The sequence below is a fragment of the Arenimonas metalli CF5-1 genome (assembly GCF_000747155.1).
GTDB classification, from domain to species: Bacteria; Pseudomonadota; Gammaproteobacteria; order Xanthomonadales; family Xanthomonadaceae; genus Arenimonas; species Arenimonas metalli.
The window spans coordinates 252,586-279,232 of record NZ_AVCK01000012.1; the positions used below are offsets into that span (position 1 = coordinate 252,586).

Below are 26,647 nucleotides of genomic sequence, written 5' to 3' on the forward strand. Positions count from 1 at the left end.
ATGCTGCTTCGCACCCTGCTCATCGCCCTGATCCTGACGCTGTCCACCGGCTGCGCGACGGTCAAGAACTGGTTCGGCTCCAGCAAGAACAAGGCCATCGAGCCGGCCGAACTGGTCGAGATCGCCAACCCGATCGACGTCGACGCGGCGTGGTCGCGCAACCTCGGCGACGGCCAGGAAAAGCTCGGCCTGCGCCAGCGCCCCGCGATCGAAGGCGAGCGCATCTTCGTCGCCAACGACGAAGGCCGCGTGCTGGCGCTGGACGTCAACAGCGGCGACACGATCTGGGATTCCGAGGCGGTCAAGACCGGCAAGGAAGGCAGCCGCGTGTTCTTCTGGCGCCGTGAAAAGATCGATGCCGGCCTGTCCGGCAGCCCGGGCGTCGGCAACGGCATGGTCGTGATCGGCGGCCGCAACGGCGAAGTGATCGCCTTCGACGCCGACGGCGGCGCCGAGCGCTGGCGCACGAAGGTCACCTCCGAGGTCACCGCGACGCCGCTGGTCACCGACGGCCTGGTCATCGTGCGCAGCGGCGACGGCCGCACCTTCGGCCTCGATGCCGGCGACGGCAGCCGCAAGTGGGTGTTCGACCGTGGCCTGCCGGGCCTGGGCATCCGCGGCAACGGCTCGCCCGTGGCCGGCGACGGCCTGGTCTACCTCGGCTACGACGACGGCAGCGTCATCGCCCTGCGCCTCGCCGACGGCCAGCGCGCCTGGGAGCAGCTGGTCGCCGAGCCCGAGGGCCGCAACGACCTCGAGCGCATGTCCGACGTGGACGGCGAAATCCAGCTCGGCCTCGGCACCCTGTACGCCTCGAGCTACAAGGGCCAGACCATGGCCATCGACACCAACAGCGGCCGTCCGCTCTGGAACCGCGACGCCGGTGGCTACGGCGGCATCGCGCTGCTCGCCGACCGCCTGCTGCTGGCCGATGGCGCCGGCACCGTCTGGGCGCTCGACCGCAACAGCGGCACGGCGATCTGGAAGCAGGACGTCCTCGCGCGCCGCCAGCTGACCACGCCCGCCATCCACGGCGAGTACGCCGTGTTCGGCGATGTCGAGGGCTACGTGCACTGGATCCGGACCGCCGACGGTACCGTCGCCGGCCGCAGCCGCATCGAGCGCGCGCCGATCCTCGGCACCCCGCAGGTCGCCGCCAACGGCATGCTGGTCGTGCTGACCAACGAAGGCAAGCTGTCCGCCTTCCCGCAACCGAACTGATCGGCCGCGCCCACCGGGAGAGATCCATCGTGTTGCCATTGGTCGCTCTCGTCGGCCGGCCGAACGTCGGCAAGTCCACCATCTTCAATGCGCTCACGCGCAGCCGCGACGCGCTCGTCCATGACGAGCCCGGCGTCACGCGTGACCGCAACTACGGCATCTGCCGCCTAGACGAGGACCATCCGTTCGCGCTTTGCGACACAGGCGGCATGTCGGGCGACGAAGAGGGCCTGGCTGGCGCCACCGCGCGCCAGGCCCGGTCGGCCGTAGGCGAGGCCGACCTCGTGCTGTTCGTCGTCGATGGCCGCGAAGGCCCGTCGGCGCTGGACGAGAACATCCTGCACTGGCTGCGCAAGAGCGGCCGGCGCTTCTTCCTGGTCGTCAACAAGACCGATGGGCTGGAAGAACAGGCGGTGCTGGGCGAGTTCGCACGCTTCGGCGTCGACCGCGTCATCCCGGTCTCGGCCGCGCACCAGCGCGGCATCGACGACCTGCTCGAGCAGGTGATCCCCGAACTGCCGGCCGAGCGTGACGTCGAGATCGTCCCCGACGAGCCCGGCCGCATCCGCATCGCCTTCCTCGGCCGCCCGAACGTCGGCAAGTCCACCCTGGTGAACCGCCTGCTGGGCGAGGAGCGCATGATCGCCTCCGACGTGCCCGGCACCACCCGCGACTCGATCGCGGTGGACATGGAGCGCGACGGCCGGCCCTACAAGCTGATCGACACCGCCGGCCTGCGCCGCCGCGCCAAGGTCGAGGAGGCCGTCGAGAAGTTCAGCGTCTTCAAGACCCTGCAGGCGATCGAGAACTGCCAGGTGGCCGTGGTGATGCTCGACGCCGGCGAAGGCGTGACCGAACAGGACGCCACCGTGCTGGGCCACGTGCTCAACTCCGGGCGCGCCCTGGTCATCGCCGTCAACAAGTGGGACGGCCAGGACAAGTACACCCGCGAGCAGGCCGTCTCGATGCTCGAGCGCAAGCTCTCGTTCTGCGAGTGGGCCGAGCGCGTGACCATCTCGGCCAAGCATGGCACCGGCCTGAAGGAACTCTTCAAGGCCATCCACCGGGCCCACGCCTCGGCGACGCACGAATTCAGCACCGCCGAGACGACCAAGGCCCTGCAGGTGGCGGTGGAAAGCTTCCCGCCGCCGGTGGTGCGCGGGCACGTGGCCAAGATGAAGTTCGCCCATCCCGGCGGCGCCAACCCGCCCACCTTCATCGTCCACGGCAACCGCCTGACGTCGCTGACCGAAAGCTACCGGCGCTACCTCGAGAACTTCTTCCGCAAGCGCTTCAAGCTGGTCGGCACGCCGATCAAGTTCGTCTTCAAGGAAGGCGACAACCCCTACGAGGGCAAGAAGAACGTCCTCACCGATCGCCAGGTCAAGGCCAAGCGCCGCCTGATGAAGCACGTCAAGGGCCGGTGATCGACCGCGACGCGATCACGCTCGGCATCCTGGCCGGGGGACGCGGGCAGCGGTTGGGCGGGCGCGACAAGGCCTGGGTGCGGCACCGCGGCGCGCCCCTGGTCGAGAACATCCTGATGGCGTTTCCCGGGGCGTTCGCCGAGCGCCTCGTCAGTGTGCGCGCCGACGATCCGCGCTTCGCCGCGCGGGGACTGCGCGCGGTGCTGGACCGGCGCGAGGATTTCGCCGGTCCGCTGGCCGGCATCGAGGCCCTGGCCGCCGCCTGCGGCACGCCCTGGCTGATGACCGTGCCGGTGGACCTGGACCGGCTGCCGGATGGCCTTGCCGACGACCTGGCCTCCTCGGCCGACGGCGACGGCGTGGTGGTCACGGATGCGGACGGCCTGCAGCCGCTGCTCGGCTTGTGGCGCACGGACGCGCTGCGCGAACACGCCGGCGCGATGCTCGACGCGGGAGAATCCGCCGCACGCCGGCTCGTGGCGCGCCTGCGCGTGTCGCGCCTCGACCTCGCGCCGCACCGGCTCCAGAACCTCAACACCCCGCACGATTTCCCCGAAGGCTACGACCCGTGACCGATCCGTTCCCGACCCGCATCGCCTTCGACGACGCCCTGGCCATCCTCGCCCGGGTCGCCGCCGATCGCCGCCTCGAGAGCGTGCGCCAGCCGCTGTCGCGCGCCCACGGCGCCGTGCTCGCCGCCGACCTCGTCGCCGGCCTGCCGCTCCCCGGCTTCGACAATTCCGCGATGGACGGCTACGCGCTGCGCGCCGCCGAGATCAACGCCGCCGGTGCGGCGGGCCTGCGCCTGGCCGGCGAGCAGTTCGCGGGCCCCAGCCACGGCCTGGTGCTCGGGGCCGGGGAGTGCACGCGCATCACCACGGGGGCGCCGATGCCCGCGGGTGCCGACGCGGTGCTGATCAAGGAGGATGCACGCGAAGCCGACGGCCGCGTGGTCGCCACGACGACGGTCGCGCCCGGCGCGCACGTGCGCCGCGCGGGCGAGGATGTCGCGGTCGGCGACCGCGTGCTGCAGGCGGGCGACGTGCTCACGCCCGCCCGGCTGAGCCTGGCCGCCGCGCTCGGCCACGACGGCCTCGAGGTGCATCGCCGGCCCACCGTCGCCGTGTTCACCACCGGCGACGAACTGCGCCCGCCCGGCCAGCCGCTGGCGCCGGGCGAGATCCACGACAGCAACCGCGTGCTGCTGCAAACCCTGCTGATGGCCGAAGGCCTGGAGCCGGTGGCGTGGCCGGTGCTGCCCGATGATCCGGAGCGCATGCGCACCGCGCTGCGCGACGCGGCATTCTCGTTCGACCTGGTGATCACCTGCGGCGGCGTCTCGGCCGGCGAGAAGGACCACCTGCCGGCGCTGCTGCGCGAGCAGGGCGAGGTGTACTTCTGGAAAGTGCGGATGAAGCCCGGCATGCCGGTGCTGTTCGGCCGGCTGGGCGAGGCGCTGGTGCTTGGGCTGCCGGGCAACCCGGTGTCGGTGCTCGCCACCTTCCTCACGCTGGGGCGCGGCCTGCTCGATGCGCTGCAGGGACGCACCGCGCCGCGCCCGCCGCTGCGCGCGGAGCTGCTGACGCCGATCGCCAAGCCGCATGCGCGCCTCGAGTTCATGCGCGGCAACCTGTCGTGCAGCGACGCCGGCCAGCTGCAGGTGCGGCCGAATCCCGCCGTGGCTTCGCACCGCCTGCGCGGCGCCGCCGACGCCAATGCGCTGATCCGCCTGCCCGAGGGCGCGGCCGACTATGCCGCGGGTGACCGCGTCGAGGTGCTGGCCTTCGGCGGGCTCGGCGGCCTCTAGCCCGCGCGCGCCGCGGGTGCGTGGCCGATCGCGGCGCGTACCCACGGGAACGCTTTCCCGACCTCCAGCAGCGCGCCGCCGAGCGCACCGGCGGCGATCGCCAGCATCGCTTCCCCGGCGTGCGGCAGCCCGAATCCGAACAGCGCGCGCAGCGCCGGCACCGCCAGGCAAACCAGCACCACGCCCGACGCCACGCCGGTGATCGCCCAGAACGCCGTGCGCCGGTGCGCCGCCGGCAGGAAGGCGCTGCGCCGGCTGGCGTTGCTGCGCACCAGCATCAGGTTGCCGGCGGTCAGCGCCAGGAAGGCCAGCGTCCGCGCGGTCTCTGCCCCATCGCCGCCACTAAGCGCGAACAGGTAAACGCCCAGGCACGCCGCCAGCAGCGCCAGCCCCTGCGCCAGCCCGACCCACAGCTGGCGCGCGCCGACCAGCGGCTCCGACAGCGGCCGCGGCGCCTGCCGCATCGCGTCCGCTTCCGCCGGCTCGTTCTCGAAAGCCACCGAGCACATCGGGTCGATGATCATCTCCACCAGCACCACGTGCGGCGGCAGCAGCAACGGCGGCAGGCCGAGCAGCAGCGGCAGCATCGCCAGGCCCGCGATCGGGATGTGGATGGCGACGATGTAGAGCATCACCTTGCGCAGGTTGTCGAAGATGCGCCGGCCCACGGCCACCGCCGCGACGATGCCGCCGAAGTCCTCGTCCAGCAGCACCATCGCCGCCGCCTCGCGGGCGACGTCGCTGCCGCGCTGGCCCATGGCGATGCCGATGTGCGCGGCTTTGAGCGCGGGCGCGTCGTTGACGCCGTCGCCGGTCATCGCCACCACGTCGCCGCGGGCCTTGAAGGCCTCGACCAGGCGCAGCTTCTGCTCCGGCCGGATGCGCGCGAACACGTGCGTGCGCCCGAGCGCGGCGCGCAGGGCCGCGTCGTCGAGCGCGTCGAGCTCGGTGCCGGTGAGGGCGCCGGCGCCGGTGTCGATGCCGGCCTGGTGCGCGATCGCGCAGGCGGTAGCCGGGAAATCGCCGGTGATCATGTTCACCGCCATGCCGGCGCGCCGCGCCTCGGCGATCGCGGCGGGCACCGAGGGCCGCAGCGGATCCTCGAACGCGACCAGCCCCAGCCAGCGGAAGTCGACGTCGTGCGGGTCGTCCGGCAGCGCCTCGCCGCGGTGGTCACCCGCCGCCACGGCCAGCACGCGCAAACCGTCGGCGGCCAGTGCCGCCACGCGCGCCATCCAGCGGGCCTTGTCGTTTTCCGGCAGGTGGCACAGGTCGGCGACGGCTTCCGGCGCGCCCTTGCTGGCGAAGGCGTGGTGGCCGGCCGGCGTGCGCCACGCCTGCGACATCGCCAGCAGGTAGGGCGTGAGGCCGTAGTGGCGTCCCAGCGACCAGTCGGCATGCCGGGGGTCGCGCCCCTCGAGCGAGGCCAGCGCCAGTTCGCCGACCGCACGGTCCATCGGGTCGAAGCTCTGCGGCCGAGTGGCCAGGAAGGCATGCTCCAGCAATTCGCGCTGCGCCGCGTCCATCGCGCCCGGCGAGTCGTCCGCGGTGAACACCTCGCCGCCGGCGTCCAGGCAGCGGATGCGCATCCGGTTCTCGGTGAGCGTGCCGGTCTTGTCCACGCACAGCACCGTGGCTGCGCCCAGCGTCTCGATCACCGCCGAACGTCGCGCCAGTACGTTCACCTTCGCCAGCCTCCACGCACCGATGGCGAAGAACACCGTCAGCACCAGCGGGAATTCCTCCGGCAGCAGGCCCATCGCCAGCGCGATCGAGCCGAGCAGACCCTCCACCCATTCGCCGCGCACCAGCCCGTGGAAGAGCAGCATCGCCAGGCTCACGACCGCGGCGAACAGGCCGAACAGCCGCACCAGCCGGCGCGTGTTCAGCTGCAGCCGCGTCGCCTCGGTCTCGATCACCGCCAGCGAGCGGCCAATGCGGCCCGCCCGCGTGGCGAGCCCGGTCGCGGATACGAGCACGCGGCCGTCGCCCGCCGTGGCCAGCGTGCCGGAATACGCGAAGGGCAGGTCGTCGCCGCCCGGGTCGGCGGCGTCGGGATCCCCGGCACGCGCGGCGCGCTTGCCGACCGGCACGCTCTCTCCGGTGAGCAGCGACTCGTCCACCGTCAGCCCGCGGCAGGCCTGCAGCACGCCATCGGCGGCGATGCGCTCGCCTTCCTCCACCAGCAGCAGGTCGCCCGGCACCACCTCGGGCCCGGGGATGCACCGCGCCTCGCCGCCGCGCAGCACGGTGGCCACCGGCGTGCCCAGGGCCTGCAGGGCCTGCAGCGCGCGCTCGCCGCGGCGTTCCTGCATCACCACCAGGCCGATGGTGAGCACGGCGAACGCACCCAGCAGCAAGCCTTCGCCCAGGTCGCCCAGCAGCACGTAGCTGGCGGCGGCCAGCACCAGCAGCAGGAACATCGGCTCGGTCAGCACTTCGCGGACGATGCGCGCCAAGCTGCGCGGCTTCGGCGCGGGCAGCGCGTTCGGGCCGAACGCCGCGAGGCGGCGCACCGCCTCGGCGGGGTCGAGGCCGCCGGCAGGCGTGGGGGACAGCGGGTCGGTCATCGAAACGCGCTCCGTCCGCAGCGACATCCGCAGCATGCCTGATTGCACCATGCCCGCCGGCCGCCGCCGTTGACCGCGGTCAAGCGCCTGCCGGCCGGCGGGGCAGGGCGCTAGACTGGCGGCATGGACGAGATCGAGGAAATCGGGCCCGCCGAGGCCCTGCGCCGGCAGCAGGCCGGCGCCCGCCTGGTGGACGTGCGCGAGCCCGGCGAGCACGCCCTGGGCCTGCCGCGCGATGCGCTGGCGGTGCCGCGCGCCGCGCTCGAGGCCGCGCCGGCGCAGTGGTTGCCCGAGCCCGCTGCCGAAGTGCTGCTGATCTGCGCCGGCGGCGTGCGCTCGCTGGCGGCGGCCCGGGCGCTGCGCGCGCGCGGCTACACGCGGCTGGCCTCCGTGGCCGGCGGCTTCGAGCAGTGGCGGCGCGACGGCTTGCCGGAGATGTCCGGTGCCGACGAGGACGCGGATTTCCTGGAGCGCTACTCGCGCCACCTGCGACTGCCGCAGGTGGGGCTCGAAGGCCAGCGCAAACTGGCGGCGTCGCGCATACTGCTGGTGGGCGCAGGCGGCCTCGGCTCGCCGGCCGCGTTCTATCTCGCCGCGGCGGGCGTGGGCCGGCTGGTGCTGGCCGACGACGACGTGGTGGACCGCAGCAACCTGCAGCGGCAGATCCTGCACACCGAGGCGCGCATCGGCGTGCCAAAGGTGGATTCGGCGCGCGAGGCGCTGCGCGCGCTGAATCCGCGCGTCGGCATCGAGACGCACCGCGTGCGCGTCACCGCCGACAACGTCGAGTCGCTGGTGCGCGACGTCGACGTGGTGGTGGACGGCGCCGACAACTTCGCCGCGCGCTACCTGCTGTCCGACGCCTGCGTGCAGTTGGGCAAGCCGTTGGTCTACGGCGCCGTGCACCGCTTCGAAGGGCAGGTCAGCGTGTTCGACGCCGGCCGCCAGCGGGGCAGGGCGCCCTGCTATCGCTGCCTGTTCCCCGAACCGCCGGCGGCCGAGGATGCGCCGAACTGCGCCGAGGCCGGCGTGCTGGGCGTGCTGCCCGGCATCATCGGCCTGCTGCAGGCCACCGAGGCGATCAAGCTGCTGTCGGGCTTGGGCGAGCCGCTCACCGGGCGGCTGCTGCACTTCGACGCCCTGCGCATGCGCTTCCGCGAGACCCGGCTGCCGGCCGATCCGGCCTGCCCGGTGTGTGCACCGGGCCGCGCCTTCCCCGGGTATTGGGAAACGCTGGCTGCCTGCGGCGCCGGCTGATCACCACACCAGGTCGTCGGGCACCTTGAACTGCGCGTAGTAGGCGTCGTCCTCGTCGCTGGCAGCGGGCGCGTCGCTGGGCTGGCCGTGGTCGAGCACGATGAGGTCGGGCGCGCGCTCGCGCACCTGGTCGCCGGCGCGGCGGGGCAGCAGCTCGTAGCGCTCGCCCAGGCGCGCGACCACGATCGCGCCGGAGGCCAGCTGCTTGCGCTGCTCGGCGTCGATCAGCAGGGTGCGGATGGCGCCGTCGGCGGTGAAGCGATACTCACTGTCGCCGGCGCGCGGCAGCTTCTTGTCCTGGATGATCTGGCGGGCCTGCGCCAGCAGCTCGCTGGCGCGGGCCCTGGCCTTTTGTTCCGCCGCCAAAGCGCGGTCGCGCTCGACTTTCTCGAGTCGGGCGCGTTCGGCCTCGCGCTGGATTTCCGCCGATTCCGCCGGGCCCTTGCCGTGCCGGGCCTTTTCCTGGGCGCGGGCGGCTTCGGCGACCTTGGACTTCTTGGCCAGGCCGGCCTTGAGCAGTTGTTCCTGGAGCGGGTTGGGCTTGGCCATGGGGCAGGGCTTTGAAGGACGAGGGGCCATGATACCGTCAGCGCCATCGTGCCGCGGTCGCGGCATCCCGCGAAACGCCGCCCCACGCGGCAGGCACGGAGGATCCAAGCGTTGATCGGTTTTTCCTGGCTGGGCCTCCTGCTGGCGACGAACGTCGCCGCGTCCGACATCGCGCCGGCGGCGCGCCCCGCGGCACCGCATCCGGACTGCATGGACGCCCGCGCCGTCACCGAGGCCCGGCATCTCGACGAACGCGTCGTCCTGCTGCGCACCCCCACCGGCGCCCATCGCATCACGTTGGCGGAGGCCTGCCCGCGTGCGGATGGCGCAGCGCTGGTGGCCATCGCCCCGCACGGCTGGGTCTGCGGCACCGGCCGCGAGTGGCTGCGTGTCGGCGACAGGGACTGCGCGATCGGCGGCGTGCAGCCGCTCGACGCGCGCGGCTGGGCGCTGGCCCTGCGCGAGGACGCCCACAAGAACCCGACGCCGACCCTGGCCACCGTGGTGGTGGACGGCAAGTCCCAGCCCAAGCGCCGCTTCGCGCCCTCGCCGGAGTACTGCGTGGATCCGCGCCGCGTCCGCGGGTGGCACACCCTCGACGGCGACATCGTGGTCACCACCCAGCCGCGGCGCGGTTCGCGCGAGCGGGCCAGCTATCGCCTCGAACTTACCGGCGCGTGCCCGGAAGCCGAGTACTCGACCCAACTGAGCTTCGTCTCCGGCGTCGGCATCGGCTGGATTTGCGGCAATCCGGGCGACCGGGTCATCCTCTCCGAGTCCCTCGGCGGCATGGCCGGCAGCGATATCAGCGCCGTGCTGTCCAGGCGCGGCTGCGAGATCGTGGCGGTGTATCCGGATTAAGGATTCTTCCGCGGCATGAGCCGGGCTGCGGGCTTGGCCCGTTGACGGACGGCGCCGGGCCGCATCCCGGGTCCGGGATCCAGTGGCCAAAAAAAGAAGCGCGGCCTGGGCCGCGCTTCCGGGGTTTGCGATGGCGCCAAGGGTCAGCCGCGGCCGGACTGGCCCGGGATCGCGGCCGGCGCGCCCTCGACCTGCAGCGTGCGGGTGGCGCTGTTGTTCACCGGCAACGGGTCTCTGGGTGTGGTGGAGCCCACCGTGGCGCGGTAGGTCAGCGTGGGCTGGCCCTGCACGTTCGGCGCCGTGACGTTGAGGGTGAAGTTGACGCGGGCGCCGCTGGCGAGGCTGCCGGTGGCGGTGCAGACGGTGTTGAAGTTGCCGTTGCCCAGCGAGCCGGCCACGCAGCTCCAGCCGACCGGCTCGCTGGCCGTCATCGACACCAGCGCGTCGAACACCAGTCCGACGCTGGGCGCGATGGCTTCGTTCGGTCCGTCGTTGTCGACGGTGGCAGTGAACGTGGCGATGCCGCCGCCCGCGACGGAGGCCGGCGTGGCGCCGGCGGTGATGGACAGGTCGGCCGTGCGGAAGTCCGGACACCGATGGCCAGCCGCACCGGATCATGGTCGAGCTTGTAGGCGGTATACGGGACGCGGGCGCGGCCCGATTCCCAGTTCTGTAACGTCCGCTCGGTGACACGAAGAAGTTTCGCAGCGGCCGGGACGGTCAGGCTGCAAGTCTGGCGGGCCTCACGGAACCGAGAGGCCGTCACAGCAACGTTCCGGGGCTGTTTGGAGGCACGGCCATGCCTCGGAATCCTACCCGAATTAGTTCGCATAATGTATATTATGTCAATTACGAAATAAGCCCGTCGTGGCGGGCGCTTGTCCCCGTGTCCCCGACCGTCTTACCCTGACGGCGGCCCGCTTACCTTGTCACGTTCTGTAAGTCTGACGCGGAAATCTCGCACTTTGCACTTACTTCAAGGACTTGCGGCTTCTGTTCGTGAGTTGGGCCCCAGGGCGAGCGGCTTTGAAAGCTTGGTAATCGTGACGCGTCCCGTAACTGCATCGCAGACTAACGCAGCGGCCGGCGCTCCGGGGTAAGAAAACGCCCTGTCGAATGCCGCATGCCGTCCGGCGGTGCTGGGAGCTAGGTGTTCGCCAGCGTCAGCACAGGCGCGAAGCCACCGCCCGCCGTGCGGAAATTGGTGGTTTGCCCCTGATAGAGCCGCGCCGCGAAGAACAGCGCTTGCCCCTGATAGGCATAGCAACGAAGGTCGACCTTCAAAGGAGGCGAATCGGGCCCCGTGTGTCGCTCGCTGGGCGGGACCAGGGCCTGGGCGACGTACGGCTGTTCGGCCAGCTGGGCCCAGGTCTTGTGGGTCAGCTTGTCGCCCCGGTAGCTCGCACGGCTGCCAAAGCCCCCGGCCGGCTTGAAGAACCATTCTCGTCGCGTGGCCCACAAGTGCTCGCGATTGTCCGCGCTCACCAGTACCGTCCGCGGGACCATCTCGGCGATCAGCGCCTGCCGATCCGGCGGCAGGCCGGCGCGGGCCAAGAACGTGCGGTCCCCCAATAAGGTCAAGTTGCGCTTGTCGGCCCACAGCGCGTGGGCACGCGGATGGGGGCTCAGTGCTACAGCGCCCGCCAAATAAGCCAGGCGCAGGGCCTGGGACGCGGGATCCGTCAACGCGAAATCGGTTAGGCGGTTGTAAACCCACCCGATGGGCTCTTCGCCCAGCCTCAGTGCCCCGCCGACAAATCGCAGGTCGCCGGGGTCGCAGATCGCCGTCCGATGGCCCCGCGCTTCCAGCGCTCGTTTGAACAGCATGAACTCGGCATACAGGTACTGCTGCTCTGGCGCGTGATCCACGATGGCCACCAGCGCGTTGGGGGCCGCCCCTCCGCCCTGCGCCTGCCACTCTTCGAGCAAGACGTCGATGGCGATCTGTTCGGCCACCGCGGAGGCGGCCGGCGCGCTCAGCGACGGCAGGCACAGACGCTGTGCCTTGGCCAAGAGGGCGTTGAGCAGCAGGCCACCGGGATTGGTGTTGATCTCGATGAGCCGGGGCCCTTCGGACCCCAAATGAAAGTCAAAGCCCAGCAGTCCGCCGGGCGAGCCCGGATCGTGCTGGGCGATAGGGGGCGCCCAGGCCAGCGTGGCGTCAACGAAGGCAGGGGTCGCGACGGCCGCGCTCAAGGCCTGCACGGCGGCTTCCATATGTCGAACGGTGTGCTCGGGCACGAAGATCGGCAGAGCGGCGAACAGGTGCGCGTGGGCGTCCGTTAAGCGCATGGGTGCGCCCTCCGAAGCCAACAGGCCGTTGACCTGGTCGCGAACGGCATCAGGATCCACCGCAACGCAGAAACAGTCACGGTGCAGGGCTTCGGCGGTCACGATTTCCACGCATGGCGCGCCGCAACCCTCCAGGACGCGGCGAATGACGGGCTGGGTCACTACGGTCACGGTGCGTGGATCCTCTAAGCGGGGAGTGCGTGCCGGCCGGCGGGCGGGCGGCCGGGTCCGATACTACGCTTCCCACGGGGAGCGGACGAAGGAACTTTGCGGTCCGCAGCCTGTCCCATGCCCGGAGGCGGTGAGTTGACGCAGGTCAAGCCGCCAGGACGCCAGAACAGGTACCGTGCCGCCTAGGATGAAGAAATTCCGCCGCCACCGCTTGCGTACCCGCCTCACGCTTCTGGCGATGGTGGCGCTGCTGTGGTCGCAATTGGTCCTGGCCGCCCACCCGGCCTGTACCTTGGCCAGTATGGCGATGGACAGCGCCCACGTTGTGTCGACCGCGCACGTCGATTCCGAGCCGGCCCCCTGCCATCCATCGCCGTCCCCAGAGACGTCTCCCGTTTGCGATACCCACTGCAGCCGAAGCGACCTGAGCCCGGACGTGGCTCGCGTGCTGGCCGTTCCTGCCTTGGGCGCCTGGTCTGTCGTTCCGGTCGTGAGCGTGCAACGACTGCCTCATGAGCCCGATGCCGCCCAGGCTCCGGGGCCGTTGCGCTCCTGGCATCGACCGACCGCCCACCCCGCCAGTCTCTTGTTGATTTGATCCCGCACCGATGACTGGCCGGCGCCGCCGTGCGCCGTCGCCGGAGACATCGGTTCGGCCGCGTCCTGCGGCCGGCACCGTCCGACCCACCCCTGCGGCCCCCGTGGCCAGCAGCCGTGCAAGGCGAACATCATGGGATCCACGCTCACCCGTACCACCCCGGGGCCCCGCCCTACCCACCCGCGCCGTGGCGCGCTCCGCGCTCTGGCCCTGGCAACACTGCTCGCGTTCGCGCCGGTGACCTTTGCCGACACGCCGCTACCCGGCGCCGATGTCGCGTCCGTGCGGGCCTGGTTGTTGGCCAACAATCCGGACCTGCAGGCGATGCAGGCCGAGGCGGAAGCAGCGCAGGCACGCATCTACCCAGCCGGCGCCCTGCCCGACCCGATGGTCGGCATCTCATTGCAGGGGATCAACCCCGATCGCCCGAACTTACTGCCCGGTAACGTCGGGACGGCGACCTACAGCGTGAAACAGCCTTTCCCGCTGTGGGGCAAGCGCGGGCTGGCCCGCGACGTGGCGCGACAGCAGGCTGACGCCGTCCAGCTGGAGCGGGAAGCCGCGGCGCTGAGGTTGCTGGCGCAGGCGGAGCAGGCCTATGTGCGCTACTGGCATGCCCGCGAGGGTGTGGCCGTGGTTGACCGGCTGATCGAACTGTTGGCGCAGATGGAGGAGGTTGCCCGGGTACGGTACGCCTTGGGCGTCGCGGCCCAGCAGGATTCCATCCGCGCGCAGGTGGCCCGCACCGCAATGCAGCGCGACCGTATCGAGCGCCTGGCTATCCGTGAAGAGGCCGTGGCCATGTTGAACGCCACCCTCGGCCGGCCGACCGACGCCCCCTTGGCCGAGCCGACCGGCGAACCCGTGCTGGCCGTGCCGGCGGCCTCGCTCGGCGAGGCGCTCGGCCTGCTGGCGGAGGCCCGGCATCCTGCCCTGCGTGCCAGTACCGCCCTGGCCGGGGCGGCCGATACGGCGGCACAGCTTCAGCGCCGCCGCCGCTTGCCTGACCTCACGCTCGGCGTGGGCGTCATGCAGCGCGATGATCGCGTCGACGCCTACGAGGTGATGCTCGAAGTGGAGATCCCGCTACAGCGGCGTGCGCTGCGTGAGCGAGAGCGTGAGGTCCTGCTCATGGGGGACGCCGCACGGGCGCGCGCTCAGGCGATAGGTAACGAACTACAGGGCCAATTGGGCCAGGCGTGGGCCCAGACCCGGAGTGCACGCGAGCAGCGCCGCCTGATCGAGCAGACGTTGCTGCCGCAGGCGCAGGCCAACTTCGAATCCGCCCTCGCCAGCTACCGGGTCGGCGACGTCGACTTCGGCACCTTGTTGGAGGCCTTGGAGGCCTGGCAAGGCGCTGATCTGTCGCGCGTGGATGTCCGTCGTAATGAACTCGTTGGCGCCGCTACGGTGCGCGCCCTGATTGGGAGTGTCGAATGAATCGTATGAACTGGAGTGTCCTGGCTCTCGCTGTTGGAGCGGCGCTGGCCCTGGGGTGGTGGTCGGGACGCGCCTCGGCGCCGGACGCCGGCTCGCTGAACGTCCAAGAGACCTCGGCCGAATCGGGCGAGCGCAAAATCCTGTACTACCGCAACCCCATGGGTCTGCCCGACACCTCGCCCGTGCCCAAGAAGGACGCCATGGGCATGGACTACATCCCGGTATTTGAGGGCGGAGAGCCCGCGGCGGAGCCCGGAACGGTCGTGTTGCCGCCCGACAAGGTCCAGAAATTGGGCGTGCGCACCGAGGTGGCCGTTCGAGAGGCCTTGGTCGCCAACGTCCGTGCGAGCGCCTCGGTGCAGGTGGACGAGACCCGGCAATTTGTAGTCGCCCCGCGCTTCGAGGGCTGGATCGAGACCCTGTACGCGAACGAGACCGGCATGACGGTGCGGCGCGGCGAGCCGCTGATGGCGATCTACAGCCCGGAGCTGATCGCGGCCCAAGGCGAGTACGCGGTGGCCGACGCGGCGGCGAAACGTCTGGCCGACAGTGATCCGGCCAGCGCCGCCACCATGCGCCAGTTGCGCGACGCGGCGCAAACACGCCTGCACAACTGGGAGGTGGCAGGGGCACATGTCGCTCGCCAGGGCCGCGAGGCGCGCCTGGTGCTGTCGGCACCCGCCGATGCCGTTGTGGTCGACAAGCCTGTCGTCCAAGGTGACCGATTCACCCCGGGCCAGACCATCCTGCGGCTCGCCGACCTCTCCACGGTCTGGGTGATCGCAGACGTGCCGACGTCGGCGTCGGCCGACCTGGCGATCGGCGGCAAGGCCACTTTCGAGACGCCCAGCCTGCCCGGACAGCGCTTCGAAGGCGAGGTGAGCTTCCTGCAGCCGGTCGTCAACCTGGCCAGCCGCACGGTCGGCGTGCGAATTGAACTGCCCAACCCCGATGGGGTCCTGCGCCCCGGGCTCTTTGGCGATGTGGAACTGCAGGGCCGCAGCGGGGAGCGTACCGTCGTGGTGCCGCGTTCGTCCGTCATCGACTCCGGGACGCGCCAATTGGTCCTGGTGCAAACGGCGCCGGGCCGCTTCGCGCCACGCGAGGTTCGATTGGGCGCTCGCGCCGACGACCGGGTCGCCGTGCTGTCAGGCGTTGAGGCCGGAGAGAGGGTCGTGGTCTCAGCGAACTTCCTGATCGATGCTGAGAGCAACCTGCGATCGGCCATGCAGGGCATGGAACACGGATCGCCCCCCCCGACCGAAGACCACAGCGCCCATGAAGCGGCCGCGGAGCCGACGGCACCGCCGGTCGAAGATCCGCACGCCGGCCACGCGGGAGGGCAGTGACATGCTCGCCCGCCTGATCGAATGGTCGGTCCGCAACGTCTTCCTGGTTCTGGTGATGGCGATCGCAGTCACTGCCGCCGGCATTTACGCCGTCGCCAAAACCCCGCTCGATGCCCTGCCCGACCTGTCGGACGTGCAGGTCATCGTATTCACCGAAGTGCCCGGTCAGGCGCCGCAGGTGGTCGAGGACCAGGTCACCTACCCGCTGACCACGGCCATGCTGGCGGTGCCCAAGTCCAAGGTCGTGCGTGGCTTCTCGTTCTTCGGGGCCTCGTTCGTCTATGTAATCTTCGAGGACGGTACCGACATCTACTGGGCGCGCTCGCGCGTGCTCGAGTACTTGAACTTTGCGTCCAAGAAGCTGCCCGAAGGCGTGACCCCCACGCTGGGTCCGGACGCTACGGGCGTGGGCTGGGTCTACCAGTACGTGCTTGAGGGCGAACAATGGTCACTCGACCAGCTGCGCGCCATCCAGGACTGGTATGTGCGCTACCAGCTGACCAAGGCGCCCGGCGTCGCGGAAGTGGCCAGCGTCGGCGGCTTTGTTCGCCAGTATTCCGTCACGGTCGACCCCGGCCGGCTGCGCCAGTACGGCATTCCTCTCTCGAGGATCTCGGAGGTGATCGCCAGCAGCAATCGGGACGTCGGCGGACGCGTCCTCGAGATGGCGGAAACGGAATACATGATCCGCGGCCGCGGCTACCTGCGCGGCATTGAAGACATCGAACAATTGGTCGTCAAGGCCGAGGACGGCACCCCGGTTCTCGTGGGCGACCTGGCCCGGGTCGAGCTGGTGCCGGATGAGCGCCGTGGCGTCACCGAGCTCAACGGGGAAGGAGAAGCGGTGGGCGGCATTGCGGTGGCGCGCTACGGCGAGAACGCCTTGTCGGTGATCGAGGGACTCAAACAAAAGATCGCGGAGATCGGCCCGGGCCTGCCGGAGGGCGTCTCGATCCGCGCCGTCTACGACCGCTCCGACCTGATCCACCGGGCCATCGCCACCCTGCGCTGGACACTGCTCGAAGAGAGCCTGATCGTCGCACTGGTGTGCATCGTGTTTCTCTTCCACGTGCGCAGCGCCTTGGTGGCCATCATCATGCTGCCCGTAGGCGTGCTGATCGCGTTCCTGGCGATGCGCCTGCTGGGCATGAACTCCAACATCATGAGCTTGGGCGGCATCGCCATCGCCATCGGCGCGATGGTGGACGCGGCGATCGTGATGATCGAAAACGCGCACAAGCACATCGAGCGTGATGATGGAACCAAGCCTCGTATCCAGCTGATCATCGATGCCTGCCGCGAAGTCGGCCCCGCCCTGTTCTTTAGTCTGTTGATCATCACCGTGTCGTTCCTGCCGGTGTTCGCCCTGGAGGCGCAGGAGGGCCGTCTGTTCCACCCGCTGGCGTTCACCAAAACCTTCGCCATGGCGGGCGGCGCCCTGCTGTCGGTGACCCTGGTGCCGGTGCTGATGCTACTGTTCGTGCGCGGCAAGATTCTGCCTGAAGCCAAGAACCCGGTGAACCGGTTCCTGATCGCGATCTATCGGCCGGTGATTGCCGTTGTGCTTCGGCACAAGGCGGCCACCTTGGTGCTGGCGCTGGTTGCCTTGCTCGGAACGGCTTGGCCTGCTGCGCGCTTGGGCAGTGAGTTCATGCCCACGCTAAACGAGGGCACCCTGCTCTACATGCCTGCGTCGCTGCCCGGCATGTCGGTCACCAAAGCCGCGGAGCTGCTCCAACAGCAGGACAGGATCATCAAGACCTTCCCGGAAGTCGAGTCCGTGTTCGGCAAGGCCGGCCGGGCCCTCACCGCCACGGACCCGGCACCGCTGGAGATGTTCGAGACGGTCATTAACCTCAAACCCGAGGAGCAGTGGCGGGAAGGCATGACCATCGACAAGCTGATCGCCGAGATGGATACGGCGCTGCAGTTCCCGGGCGTGGCCAACTCTTGGACCATGCCGATCAAAGCTCGCACCGATATGCTGGCCACCGGCATCCGCACGCCGATTGGCATCAAGGTGTTCGGGACGGACCTGGGCGAGATGGAGCGACTGGCCAAGGAAATCGAGGCTGCCGTGCGCACGGTCCCGGGCACCACCAGCGCCTACGCCGAGCGCCTGACCGGGGGGTTCTACCTCGACATCGAGCCGGACCGTCGCCAGCTGGCGCGCTACAACCTGCCGGTGGGCGAGCTACAGGACGTCATCGCCGCCGCGCTGGGTGGCGAAATGGTCACCACCACGGTGGAGGGACGCGAACGCTTTGGCGTGATCGTGCGCTATCCCCGTGAGTTGCGAGACAGCCCGGAATCGATCGCGCAGCAAGTGCTGATCCCGACCATGGACGGCGCCCAAATCCCGTTGGGCGAGCTGGCGCACGTGACAATTCGCAAGGGCGCGCCGTCGATCCGTACCGAGAATGCCCTGCTCTCGGCCTACATCTACGTCGATACGCGCGATCCGGACATGGGAGCCTACGTCCGTGCCGCGCAAGAGGCCGTGGCCAAGTCGGTTACTTTCCCGCCGGGATACTACGCGACCTGGAGCGGCCAGTACGAGTACATGCAGCGGGCGATCGCCAAGATGAAGATCGTGGTGCCGGTGACGCTGTCTCTGATCTTCCTGCTGCTCTACCTGAATTTCCGCCGGGTCACCGAGTCGCTGATCGTGATGCTGTCGGTGCCCTTCGCGCTGGTGGGTGGTGTGTGGCTGATGTGGGCGCTGGACTACAACCTGAGTGTCGCGGTCGCCGTGGGCTTCATCGCGTTGGCCGGTGTCGCCGCCGAAACCGGCGTGGTGATGCTGATTTACCTCGACCACGCGCTGGACGCTCGGGCCCAGGCCCGCCGTGCCAAGGGTGAGGCGCTGACGCTGGCAGATATCACCGATGCCATCGTCGAAGGCGCGGTCGAACGCGTCCGACCCAAGATGATGACGGTGGTCGCGATCATGGCGGGTCTGCTGCCGATCATGTGGAGCACGGGCACCGGCTCGGAGGTCATGCGGCGCATCGCCGCGCCGATGGTCGGCGGGATGGTGTCGTCCACGATCCTGACCCTGGTCGTGATCCCGGCGATCTACGCGCTGGTCAAGCGCCGGGAGCTGTTGGGTCCTCGTGCTTCGTCCGGACCCGTCGCTGAGCTGCCGGAGGCGGCGCGATGAGCCTCCGGTCCTCGGCCATTGACCTGTGTGCGGCACCCAGCTTTAGGGTCGTCGCACCCCCAGCGGGGCGTGCTGCGCAATGGCGTCCAGCCCGGGTACGGCGCCGAAGCTAGGGGGCGGCCGTACGGCCCGGGCGCGTCGCCCGGGCTGACGGTCCGCTCCCCGGTTCTGCGGGCTGTCCTGTCATCCACTTGCACCCGGAGTTCGTCATGAACCATCACGACTCGCACCCTTCTCCGCCGTCGCGCGCCCCTGCGCCTTGGTGGATCCGGCTGGCCTTCTTGGGCTTCCTGGCCATTGCCGGCTTTTTCCTGCTCGTCGAGCATGGCGCGCATCTGTTTGGCGCCCTGCCCTACCTCCTGATTGGCGCGTTCTTTGCTCTGCACCTGGGCATGCATGCCGGCCATCGCCACGGCGGTCACCGCCATGACAAGACCCAGCCGCCGCCGTCCAATCCCGCACCCCCCGCCGACGACGACCGCCCGCCCGGCGGCCACCACCACTAAACGAGGAGACGGTCATGTCCAGCGCTTCCGGTTATGGCTTGTGGACCCTGGCGGTCCTCAATGCCGGGCTCTTCATCTTCTTCGCCTACACCTTCTACACGCCGGCCACCCGCCGCGACTGGCGCAGCTTCGGCATGTACTCGGCGTTCATCGTGGCGCTGTTTGCCGAGATGTACGGTTTCCCGCTGTCGCTCTATTTCCTTTCGGGCTGGCTGACCAGCCGCTTCCCGGAGGTGAACTGGCTCTCGCATGATGCGGGCCACGTGTTCGAGATGATCTTCGGTTGGCGGGCCAACCCGCACTTCGGGCCCTTCCATGTCCTGAGCATGGTGTTCATCGTCTGGGGATTTTGGCTGCTGTCCAGCGCCTGGGCGGTGCTCTATCGCGCCCAGCGCCTGGGTCAGATGGCGGCCACGGGCCCCTATGCCCGGATCCGGCACCCGCAGTACGTGGCCTTCGTGCTGATCATGTTCGGCTTCCTGCTCCAGTGGCCGACCCTGATCACGCTGGCGATGTTCCCGATCCTGGTCATCGCCTACTGGCGGCTGTCCAAGGCGGAGGAGCGCGACAGCCTGGCGCGGTTTGGCGAATCGTACGCGCGCTACCAGGCGGTGACACCCGCCTTCATCCCGGGCCGGCGCCGGCCGGCGGTGACGGCATGAGCGGGCCCGGCAACGCGACGGCATATGCCCGACGCCTGGGATGGGCCGTGGTGGGCACCGCGGGGGTCGTCCTCGCCGCGTTCGTTGCGATAGCCCACGCGGCGCCCACGGACCAGCGGCAACAGAACGAGCGGATCACGCTCTACTACGGTGTGGTGCCCGCGGCCCTGTCCCAGGCGGCTCTGGCGGCGCACCCGCCGGCGCCGGACGTGCACGGTACCGTCCGGCCTGCGGCGGGTACCCATCACCTGGTCGTCGCGCTGTTTGATACCCCAACCGGCCAGCGCATCACGCAGGCCACGGTGACCGTGCGGCACACCCCGCCGCAGGGCGCGGCGATGAGCAAGGTGCTCGAGCCCATGCCGCTGGGAGACGCGCTGTCGTTCGGAACGACCCTGGTCATCGCCGAAGGGCGTAATCACCGTTTGCGCATCGAAGTTCGCCGGGGCGAAACCGTCGATCGGTTCGACGTGGTGTACGACAACCTGCACGGCGGTCCGTGATGGACTGCCGGGCGCCAACCCAGCGAGGGGAAATCACCTGATGCGTCGCCAAATCGTGTGGAGTTTGCTGGCGGTGGTGGCGCTGACCGGCGCCGCCGCGCTCGCCTACCAATGGCTGCGGGCACCTCCCCTGCCGGCCGGATTCGCCTATGGCAGCGGCCACGTGGAAGCCACGGAAGTGCGCCTGGCCGCCGAAACGGGCGGCCGGGTAGTGGAGCAACGGCTCGTCGAGGGGCAGCCGGTCCGGGCCGGAGACGTGTTGCTGGTGATCGACCCGGTCACCACGCAGGACCAACTCAGTAGCGTGCAGGAAGAGGCGCAGGCCATTCGGGCGAGCGTGGCAGCCCTGGATGCGCAGATGGCGTCCTGGCAGCACCATGTCGAGACGGCCCGACAGCAACGGGCACGGATTCAGCGGCTGGTCGCTAGCCAAATCGCGACGGCGCGGGAGCTGGACAGCGTCAACGACGCCGTCAACCAGGCCGAAGGTGAACTGGGACGGCTGCGGGCGCAGCGGGCCAGCCTGCAGGCGCAGGTGAGCAGCGTGGAGTCGCGGGTGCGGCTGGCCCAGACCAATGTCAGCCGGACCGAGGTCAGGGCGCCGCAGGATGCCACGGTCCTCGTGCGCGGGGTCGAGGTTGGCGAAGTGATCCAGCCGGGCCAGCCCTTGGCCCTGCTGGCGGACCTGCGTCGTATCGAGCTCAAGGTGTACCTGGCCGCCAACGACGCCGGCCGGGTCAAGCTGGGCCAGTCGGCGCAGGTGCGGGTCGATGCCTACCCGGACCAGACGTTTCCGGCCACCGTCGCCCGGGTCGATCCCTACGCCCAGTTCACGCCGCGCGATATCCACGTGCCCGATGAGCGGGCACAGATGGTCTACGGCGTGACCCTGGTGATCGACAACGCCGAGCAGCAGCTCAAGCCGGGTATGCCGGCGGACGCCTGGATCCAATGGGACGCGCAGGCGCCCTGGCCCACGCCCTTGCGTGTGCCGCAGTGACGCCGACCGCTCGCCTTGTCGCCCAGGGGCTGGGCCGGCGGTTTGGCCCGCGCTGGGCGGTGCGGGATGTCAGCCTGTCGCTTGCCCCGGGCGAAACGCTGGGCGTGGTCGGCGCCGATGGCGCCGGCAAGACCACCTTGCTGCAGATGTTCGCCGCCATCCTGGATCCCAGTGAAGGGTCCTGTACCGTTTTGGGCGGCGATTCACGCCGCGACAGCAAGCGCATCGCTGCGGGCCTGGGGTACATGACCCAGGGCTTCACCCTCTACGACCGCCTCACCATCGAGGAAAACCTGCGCTTGGCGGCCACGCTGCGGGGCGTCAGCGATGCCGACTACGGTCCGCGGCGGGCGCAGCTGTTGGCCATGGCGGGTCTCGCCCGGTTCACCGAGCGCCTGTCGGGCAAGCTCTCAGGCGGCATGCGCAAGAAGCTGTCGCTGTGCACGAACCTGATCCATGCCCCGCAGTTGCTGATCTTGGATGAACCGGGGCTGGGTGTGGACCCGCTGTCACGGCGGGAGCTGTGGACGATGCTCGCCCAGTACCGCGAGACCGGGGTGGCCACGATCGTGGCCACGTCCTACATGGACGAAGCCGAACGCTGCGACCGGGTCCTGCTGCTGCGCGACGGCCAGCCCCTCGCATTGGACACGCCGTCGGGCTTGCGAACCCAGGCCGCGGGCCGGGTGTTCGAACTGCGCGGCCCGGACCTTGCGCAGCGCCTTCCCGCCCTGCGCGCCCTGCCCCAGGTACGGGGCCTGCAGGTCCTGCCCGACCGGGTGCGTTTCCAGTCCCGCGATCCGGCTGCGGCGCCGGTCCCCGGCAGCCAGCCGGCGGTGCCCGGCCTGGAAGACGTGTTCGTCCTGCACGACACGGCGCCCGAGCCCGAGACGCCGGCGGCACCACCGGTGGCCGCAGCGGCCCCGGGGCCCGGCCTGGTCACCCGCGAGGTCTCGGTTGTGTTTGGCGGTTTCCGGGCCGTGGACCGGGTGTCGCTGTCTATCCAGCCCGGCGAGTTGCTCGCCCTGCTCGGGCCCAACGGCGCCGGCAAGACCACGCTGATTCGGGGCCTGTGTGGGCTGGTGCCCTTTTCCGAAGGCCAGGCGCAGGTCGCCGGCTTGTCGCTGCCCGACCAGATCGCCGTCGTGCGCCAGCGCATCGGCTACATGTCCCAACGTTTTTCGCTCTACCTCGACCTCACGGCGCAAGAGAACCTCGATTTCTTCGCCAGCGCCTACGGCCTGCGCGGTGCACGGGCCCGCGAGGCGATCGCGCAGGCGACCGCGCAACTGGGACTGACCCTGGAGTCGGGGCGGCTGGTGGCGGCGCTGTCCGGCGCCGAGCGCCAGCGGCTGGCCTTGGCCTGCGCCATCCTGCACCAGCCTGCCGTGTTGTTTCTCGACGAACCCACCTCCGGCGTGGACCCCTTGGCGCGTTATCGCTTCTGGTGGCTGATCCGGCGCTTGGCCCAGGGCGGCATGAGCATCCTGGTCACTACCCACTACCTGGACGAGGCGGCGTACTGCGACCGCATTGGCCTGATGCACCAGGGCGCCTTGATCGGCTGGGGCACGCTCGACGCCTTGCGGGCCCAGACCGGTCAGTCGGCGGATGCCTCGGTGGAGACGGTGTTCGTGCAGGCCATCGCCCAGGCCACGGCGAAGACGGGAGCTGCCGCATGAACCGCCGGCGCGTGCTGGCGCTGATGGGCAAAGAGTGTCGGGAGCTGGCGCGCGATCCGCTGACCATCGGCCTGGCGATCCTGATGCCGCTGGTGATGCTGTTCCTGTTCGGCTATGCCGTCACCTTGGACGTCAACAACATCCGCCTGGGCGTCCTGGACGAAGACCGGTCCCCGGCGAGCCGGGAACTGGTGGATCGATTCACGGCCAGTGGGTACTTTGAGCAAAGCCACGCTTTCGACACGACGCGCCAGGCCGAACAGGCGTTGCAACGCGGCCAGGTGCGCGTGGTCCTGGTCGTGCCGCGCCGATTCCAGCGGGCGCTGGTGCGCGGCGAGGCCGCGCCGGTGCAGCTGCTGGTGGACGGCGCGTTCGCCTCCAGTGCCGCGCTGGCCTTGGGCTACGCCGAAGCCATTGTCGCCAGCTATCCGGCGGCGCCGCGCCAACGGATCGAGACCCAAGTCCGGGTCTGGTACAACCCGGGTCTTCGCAGCGCGAATTTTGTTATCCCGGGACTGTTCGCCGTGATCCTGATGGCGTTCCCGCCCCTGCTCACCGCATTGGCGATCGTGCGCGAGAAGGAGTCGGGCACGATTGAACAGATCTACGCCTCGCCGGTGACCTCGGCGGAATTCGTGCTGGCCAAGCTCCTGCCCTATGCCGGCGTCGCGCTGCTGGAGATGGTGCTGTTGGTCGGTGTCGGAATTGTCTGGTTCGACGTGCCGTTCGCCGGCAGCCCGGCGCTGCTGGCGGCCGCGTCCGGGGTCTACGTGCTCACCACGGTGGGCATCGGCCTGCTGGTCTCGACCATCACCCGGACCCAGCTCAGTGCGATGCTGGTGGCGCTGATCGTCAGCCTGATGCCCTCGTTCCTGTTCTCGGGCTTCCTGTTCCCGGTGTTCACGATGCCGCTGATGCTGCAGCTCTACAGCGCCTTGGTGCCGGCGAGCTATTTCGTCGAAATCTCGCGCGATGTGGTGCTCAAGGATGCCGGCCTGGTGGCGCTGGCGCCCAATTTGGCCTGGCTGGCACTGTACACGGCGGTGGTGTTTGTCTTCGCGGCGTGGCGCCTGCGCCAGAAGGTGGCGGCGTGAGCGGGCGCTTTGTCGGCCTGCTGCGCAAGGAGGTGACGCAAGTGTTGCGTGACCGCACCGTGCTGTTCCTGATCCTGTTCCTGTACACCGTCGAAGCGGTGATGTGCACGCTGGCCTTGACCTTCGAGATCCGCGAACTCCCGGTGGCGGTGGTGGACCAGGACCAGAGCGTGGCCAGCCGGCATTTGGTCGCCTTGCTGCAGGCGACCGAGACCTTTGAGCTGCGCGAGGTGAGCGATCAGCCCCGGCGAGGCGAACAGGCCCTGCAGGCCGGGCGGGTGGCCATGGTCTGGGTGATCCCGCCGGGGTTTGAGCAGGCCTACCAGCGCGGCACCCGGCCGACCCTGCAACTGCTGCTCGATGGCACCAACTCCAACGTGGCCGAGAACGCCCGCCACTACGCCATGCAGGTCGTGCGGCGGTTTGAAGGCGACCGTCCCCCGCTGCAGGTGGCGCTGGGCACGCGCCCCGGCCAGGCCGTGGCCGTCCCCCGGGTCTGGTACAACCCCGAGCAGGAAACCAAGAACTTCATGGTGCTCTCGATGATGGCCCTGGCCGCGATGCTGGTCGGGGTCATGGTTCCGGCCGCATCGATCGTGCGCGAGAAGGAGCACGGAACCATCGAGCAGTTGCTGGTGACCCCGATCACGCCGCTGGAGCTGTTCGCCGCCAAGACCATCCCGACCGTGGCGGTGAATCTGCTGGCGATCTTCCCGGCTCTGCTGATCGTGGCGGCGTTCGACGTGCCCCAGCGCGGCAGCCTGGTGACGCTGATGGTGCTCGCGGCACTGTTCCAGCTCAGCGCGATCGCCATGGGGGTCTTCGTGGCCGCCGTGACCCGCACCTTGCAACAGGCACTGCTGCTGGCCTTCTTTGCACTGTTTCCGGTGATGTTCCTGTCTGGCACGATGACGCCGATCGAGTCGATGCCGCCGGTGCTGCAGAGCGCCTCGCTGCTCAGTCCCTTGCGCTACTACATGGAGGTACTGCTGGGCGTCTTCCTCAAAGGCACCGGCTGGGCCGAGCTCTGGCCCCAAGCGCTGGCGATGACCGGCATCGGGTTGGCGCTGTTCGTGGCGGCTGCCGCCGTATTCCGGCGCAAGCTGGTGGGCTAAGCCATGAACCAGGCTGTCAGCGCGCCCGCAGTGGCCATCAGCGCGTACGCCAGCGCCAAGGGCCCCGCCACGGCGTGACCGGCCAGACCGGCGGCCAACGCCAGCTTGGTGGCCTGGTTGACGGCCGCGCCAAGCAGCAGCGCCCAGGCGGCCGCCGCCGGCGTCACGATCCCCTCGCCCACCATTCGCCCGGTGCTGACGATGATGGCGTCGACATCCGCGAGACCGGCGATCGCCGACGTCAGGAACAAGCCCGCTTCACCCCACCAGTCCGTCAGCGCCCGGCTGACCAGCGCGACGACAGCGAGCAAGGCGGCGAAGCCCAGCGCAAAGCGCAGCGCGAGCGGATTGCGGAGCGCGGGCTCGGGCAGCGACGCGTGGGAGGTCCGCTGCCACAGCAGGCCCAGCACGCCGCCCGCAACTGCCATTGCCGCCAGGATGGGCCACAAGCGGGCCAGCAGGGGCGGCGCCGTCACGGCGATCACCCCGATCATGCGGGCGAACATCGCCGCGCAGGCCAAGATGGCGCCGGCGGCGGCCGGACGCGCCAGCGCGGGGGTGGTCGCCGCCATCCGCGCCAAGGCTGCGGTCGTGGCCGTGGAGGACACGATGCCGCCCAGTAGCGCCGTGATCATGAGGCCCCGACGCGGGCCGGTGACGCGCATGGCGACGTACCCCGCAAACGACAAGCCGGCGATCAGCACGACCGCCCACCAGAACCGGTACGGATTGATGGCACCGTACGGCCCGAAGCCCTGGTCGGGCAGGACCGGCAGGATCACCACCGAGATCAGCAGCAGTTGGAACGCGGCTGCCAACTCCTCGCTCGAGAGTCGGGCGATGCCGGTGTGCAGCGTGTCCTTGAGCTGCAGGAGGAGCACCATCACGACCGCCGCAGCGGCGGCCGCCGCCGGTGCACCGCCCGCGGCCAGTGCGCCAATCATGAAGGTCGCCAAGCCCGCCATCAGGGTGGTCAGCCCCATCGCACGGTGCATCCACACCGTCGCCCCGTATCCGGCCACCAGCGCCAGCGCCACGGCCGCGCCCAGCGCGATAAGCACGCCGTCGCCCCAGCGCTGCGCCCCCAGCGCGCCCAAGCCGCCCAGCAGGCCGATTACGCCAAACGTGCGCAGGCCGGCCGGCCGATGGCCCTCGGCAACCGAGCGTTGGCGCCAGCCACGCTCCACACCCACCAACAGGCCCGCGGCCAAGGAAAACAACAGCCCGCTCAGTTCGTCCACGTGGGCTCGCCCGAAGAGTCAGTTCGCCGGCCAGCATGGCACGTCGGGCCCATCCACCGTCAAGGAGGTCGCAGGGCGATGGAGCCGGTGAGCGCTGACTCCGCCGTTGCTTCGGTGCCGCGGCAACTACGTGGACCAC

21 protein-coding genes and 1 pseudogene are annotated in these 26,647 nt (G+C 69.9%); 16 read left to right on the forward strand and 6 right to left on the reverse strand.

Features of this window, described 5'->3' with window-relative positions; translation table 11 throughout:
* Genes bamB through N787_RS04830 form a run of 4 tightly spaced genes read left to right on the forward strand, consistent with a single transcriptional unit; the run spans position 1 to position 4,455 of the window.
* The gene (gene bamB, locus N787_RS04815) at positions 1-1,221 is read left to right on the forward strand and encodes an outer membrane protein assembly factor BamB (RefSeq protein WP_034211137.1); all 1,221 of its coding nucleotides are present in this window, start codon (positions 1-3) and stop codon (positions 1,219-1,221) included.
* A 29-nt stretch (positions 1,222-1,250) separates the two neighbouring features.
* Positions 1,251-2,648 carry a ribosome biogenesis GTPase Der gene (der, locus tag N787_RS04820; RefSeq protein WP_034211139.1) on the forward strand — a complete coding sequence of 466 codons (1,398 nt, stop codon included), beginning with the start codon at positions 1,251-1,253 and terminating at the stop codon, positions 2,646-2,648.
* The gene (locus N787_RS04825; RefSeq protein WP_034211141.1) at positions 2,645-3,220 is read left to right on the forward strand and encodes a molybdenum cofactor guanylyltransferase; all 576 of its coding nucleotides are present in this window, start codon (positions 2,645-2,647) and stop codon (positions 3,218-3,220) included. Before der ends, N787_RS04825 begins: the two co-directional genes overlap by 4 nt.
* Positions 3,217-4,455 (forward strand): molybdopterin molybdotransferase MoeA, encoded by a 1,239-nt coding sequence (locus N787_RS04830; protein WP_034211143.1) that lies wholly within the window; start codon positions 3,217-3,219, stop codon positions 4,453-4,455. The genes N787_RS04825 and N787_RS04830 overlap by 4 nt, the downstream gene beginning before the upstream one ends.
* On the opposite strand, the gene N787_RS04835 is transcribed toward N787_RS04830, so the two are convergent.
* Positions 4,452-7,025 (reverse strand): cation-translocating P-type ATPase, encoded by a 2,574-nt coding sequence (locus N787_RS04835; RefSeq protein WP_034211460.1) that lies wholly within the window; start codon positions 7,023-7,025, stop codon positions 4,452-4,454. The two genes, N787_RS04830 and N787_RS04835, sit on opposite strands and share 4 nt — an antisense overlap.
* Before the next feature lie 123 nt (positions 7,026-7,148).
* Here N787_RS04835 and moeB point away from each other — a divergent pair, with 123 nt between their 5' ends.
* Positions 7,149-8,282, forward strand: coding sequence for a molybdopterin-synthase adenylyltransferase MoeB (gene moeB, locus N787_RS04840; RefSeq protein WP_034211145.1), 1,134 nt, complete (start codon positions 7,149-7,151; stop codon positions 8,280-8,282).
* Here moeB and N787_RS04845 read toward each other — a convergent pair whose 3' ends face one another.
* On the reverse strand, positions 8,283-8,831 hold the full coding sequence (locus N787_RS04845; protein WP_034211147.1) for a DUF2058 domain-containing protein: 549 nt from the start codon (positions 8,829-8,831) through the stop codon (positions 8,283-8,285).
* 111 nt (positions 8,832-8,942) lie between these two features.
* On the opposite strand from N787_RS04845, the gene N787_RS04850 reads away from it, so the two are divergent.
* Positions 8,943-9,692, forward strand: a complete 750-nt coding sequence (locus N787_RS04850) for a hypothetical protein (RefSeq protein WP_034211149.1) — start codon at positions 8,943-8,945, stop codon at positions 9,690-9,692.
* Between the two features lie 143 nt (positions 9,693-9,835).
* Here the strand turns inward: N787_RS04850 and N787_RS04855 are convergent, their stop codons facing one another.
* The 3 genes and pseudogenes from N787_RS04855 to N787_RS04865 form a co-directional block, all read right to left on the reverse strand.
* Positions 9,836-10,261, reverse strand: a complete 426-nt coding sequence (locus N787_RS04855) for a DUF11 domain-containing protein (RefSeq protein WP_156968899.1) — start codon at positions 10,259-10,261, stop codon at positions 9,836-9,838.
* A gap of 74 nt (positions 10,262-10,335) precedes the next feature.
* Positions 10,336-10,524, reverse strand: a pseudogene (locus tag N787_RS15450) (helix-turn-helix domain-containing protein); the annotation flags it as partial.
* Positions 10,525-10,838: 314 nt separating this feature from the next.
* Positions 10,839-12,155, reverse strand: a complete 1,317-nt coding sequence (locus N787_RS04865) for a hypothetical protein (protein WP_052575134.1) — start codon at positions 12,153-12,155, stop codon at positions 10,839-10,841.
* A gap of 730 nt (positions 12,156-12,885) precedes the next feature.
* Here N787_RS04865 and N787_RS04870 point away from each other — a divergent pair.
* The 10 genes from N787_RS04870 (at position 12,886) to N787_RS04915 (ending at position 25,267) form a co-directional block, all read left to right on the forward strand.
* Positions 12,886-14,193 (forward strand): TolC family protein, encoded by a 1,308-nt coding sequence (locus N787_RS04870; RefSeq protein WP_052575135.1) that lies wholly within the window; start codon positions 12,886-12,888, stop codon positions 14,191-14,193.
* Positions 14,190-15,542 (forward strand): efflux RND transporter periplasmic adaptor subunit, encoded by a 1,353-nt coding sequence (locus tag N787_RS04875; protein WP_052575136.1) that lies wholly within the window; start codon positions 14,190-14,192, stop codon positions 15,540-15,542. The genes N787_RS04870 and N787_RS04875 overlap by 4 nt, the downstream gene beginning before the upstream one ends.
* Position 15,543: 1 nt before the next feature.
* Entirely contained in the window at positions 15,544-18,705 is a 3,162-nt protein-coding gene (locus tag N787_RS04880; RefSeq protein ID WP_052575137.1) for an efflux RND transporter permease subunit, read from the forward strand.
* 209 nt (positions 18,706-18,914) lie between these two features.
* Positions 18,915-19,211 carry a DUF2933 domain-containing protein gene (locus tag N787_RS04885; protein ID WP_084590652.1) on the forward strand — a complete coding sequence of 99 codons (297 nt, stop codon included), beginning with the start codon at positions 18,915-18,917 and terminating at the stop codon, positions 19,209-19,211.
* 14 nt (positions 19,212-19,225) lie between these two features.
* Positions 19,226-19,873 carry a methyltransferase family protein gene (locus N787_RS04890; RefSeq protein WP_034211155.1) on the forward strand — a complete coding sequence of 216 codons (648 nt, stop codon included), beginning with the start codon at positions 19,226-19,228 and terminating at the stop codon, positions 19,871-19,873.
* Complete coding sequence (locus tag N787_RS04895; protein ID WP_156968900.1) at positions 19,870-20,376, forward strand: hypothetical protein; 507 nt, start codon at positions 19,870-19,872, stop codon at positions 20,374-20,376. The genes N787_RS04890 and N787_RS04895 overlap by 4 nt, the downstream gene beginning before the upstream one ends.
* Positions 20,377-20,416: 40 nt before the next feature.
* Positions 20,417-21,376 (forward strand): HlyD family secretion protein, encoded by a 960-nt coding sequence (locus tag N787_RS04900; protein ID WP_034211159.1) that lies wholly within the window; start codon positions 20,417-20,419, stop codon positions 21,374-21,376.
* Positions 21,373-23,058 (forward strand): ATP-binding cassette domain-containing protein, encoded by a 1,686-nt coding sequence (locus N787_RS04905; protein WP_034211473.1) that lies wholly within the window; start codon positions 21,373-21,375, stop codon positions 23,056-23,058. Before N787_RS04900 ends, N787_RS04905 begins: the two co-directional genes overlap by 4 nt.
* Positions 23,055-24,152: an ABC transporter permease gene (locus N787_RS04910; protein ID WP_034211167.1), complete on the forward strand. Its 1,098-nt coding sequence runs from the start codon at positions 23,055-23,057 to the stop codon at positions 24,150-24,152. Before N787_RS04905 ends, N787_RS04910 begins: the two co-directional genes overlap by 4 nt.
* Positions 24,149-25,267 (forward strand): ABC transporter permease, encoded by a 1,119-nt coding sequence (locus N787_RS04915; protein ID WP_034211169.1) that lies wholly within the window; start codon positions 24,149-24,151, stop codon positions 25,265-25,267. Before N787_RS04910 ends, N787_RS04915 begins: the two co-directional genes overlap by 4 nt.
* Here the strand turns inward: N787_RS04915 and N787_RS04920 are convergent.
* A complete protein-coding gene (locus N787_RS04920; RefSeq protein ID WP_034211171.1) occupies positions 25,264-26,508 on the reverse strand; it encodes an MgtC/SapB family protein in 1,245 nt (414 codons plus the stop codon). The two genes, N787_RS04915 and N787_RS04920, sit on opposite strands and share 4 nt — an antisense overlap.
* Between the last annotated feature and the right edge of the window lie 139 nt (positions 26,509-26,647).

Excerpts from the sequence above, each read along its gene's own strand:
- bamB (WP_034211137.1), top strand. The coding sequence starts at position 1 with ATGCTGCTTCGCACCCTGCTCATCGCCCTGATCCTGACGCTGTCCACC.
- N787_RS04835 (WP_034211460.1), bottom strand. The coding sequence starts at position 7,025 with ATGACCGACCCGCTGTCCCCCACGCCTGCCGGCGGCCTCGACCCCGCC.
- moeB (WP_034211145.1), top strand. The coding sequence starts at position 7,149 with ATGGACGAGATCGAGGAAATCGGGCCCGCCGAGGCCCTGCGCCGGCAG.
- N787_RS04845 (WP_034211147.1), bottom strand. The coding sequence starts at position 8,831 with ATGGCCAAGCCCAACCCGCTCCAGGAACAACTGCTCAAGGCCGGCCTG.
- N787_RS04870 (WP_052575135.1), top strand. The coding sequence starts at position 12,886 with ATGGGATCCACGCTCACCCGTACCACCCCGGGGCCCCGCCCTACCCAC.
- N787_RS04875 (WP_052575136.1), top strand. The coding sequence starts at position 14,190 with ATGAATCGTATGAACTGGAGTGTCCTGGCTCTCGCTGTTGGAGCGGCG.
- N787_RS04880 (WP_052575137.1), top strand. The coding sequence starts at position 15,544 with ATGCTCGCCCGCCTGATCGAATGGTCGGTCCGCAACGTCTTCCTGGTT.
- N787_RS04885 (WP_084590652.1), top strand. The coding sequence starts at position 18,915 with ATGAACCATCACGACTCGCACCCTTCTCCGCCGTCGCGCGCCCCTGCG.
- N787_RS04890 (WP_034211155.1), top strand. The coding sequence starts at position 19,226 with ATGTCCAGCGCTTCCGGTTATGGCTTGTGGACCCTGGCGGTCCTCAAT.
- N787_RS04895 (WP_156968900.1), top strand. The coding sequence starts at position 19,870 with ATGAGCGGGCCCGGCAACGCGACGGCATATGCCCGACGCCTGGGATGG.
- N787_RS04900 (WP_034211159.1), top strand. The coding sequence starts at position 20,417 with ATGCGTCGCCAAATCGTGTGGAGTTTGCTGGCGGTGGTGGCGCTGACC.
- N787_RS04910 (WP_034211167.1), top strand. The coding sequence starts at position 23,055 with ATGAACCGCCGGCGCGTGCTGGCGCTGATGGGCAAAGAGTGTCGGGAG.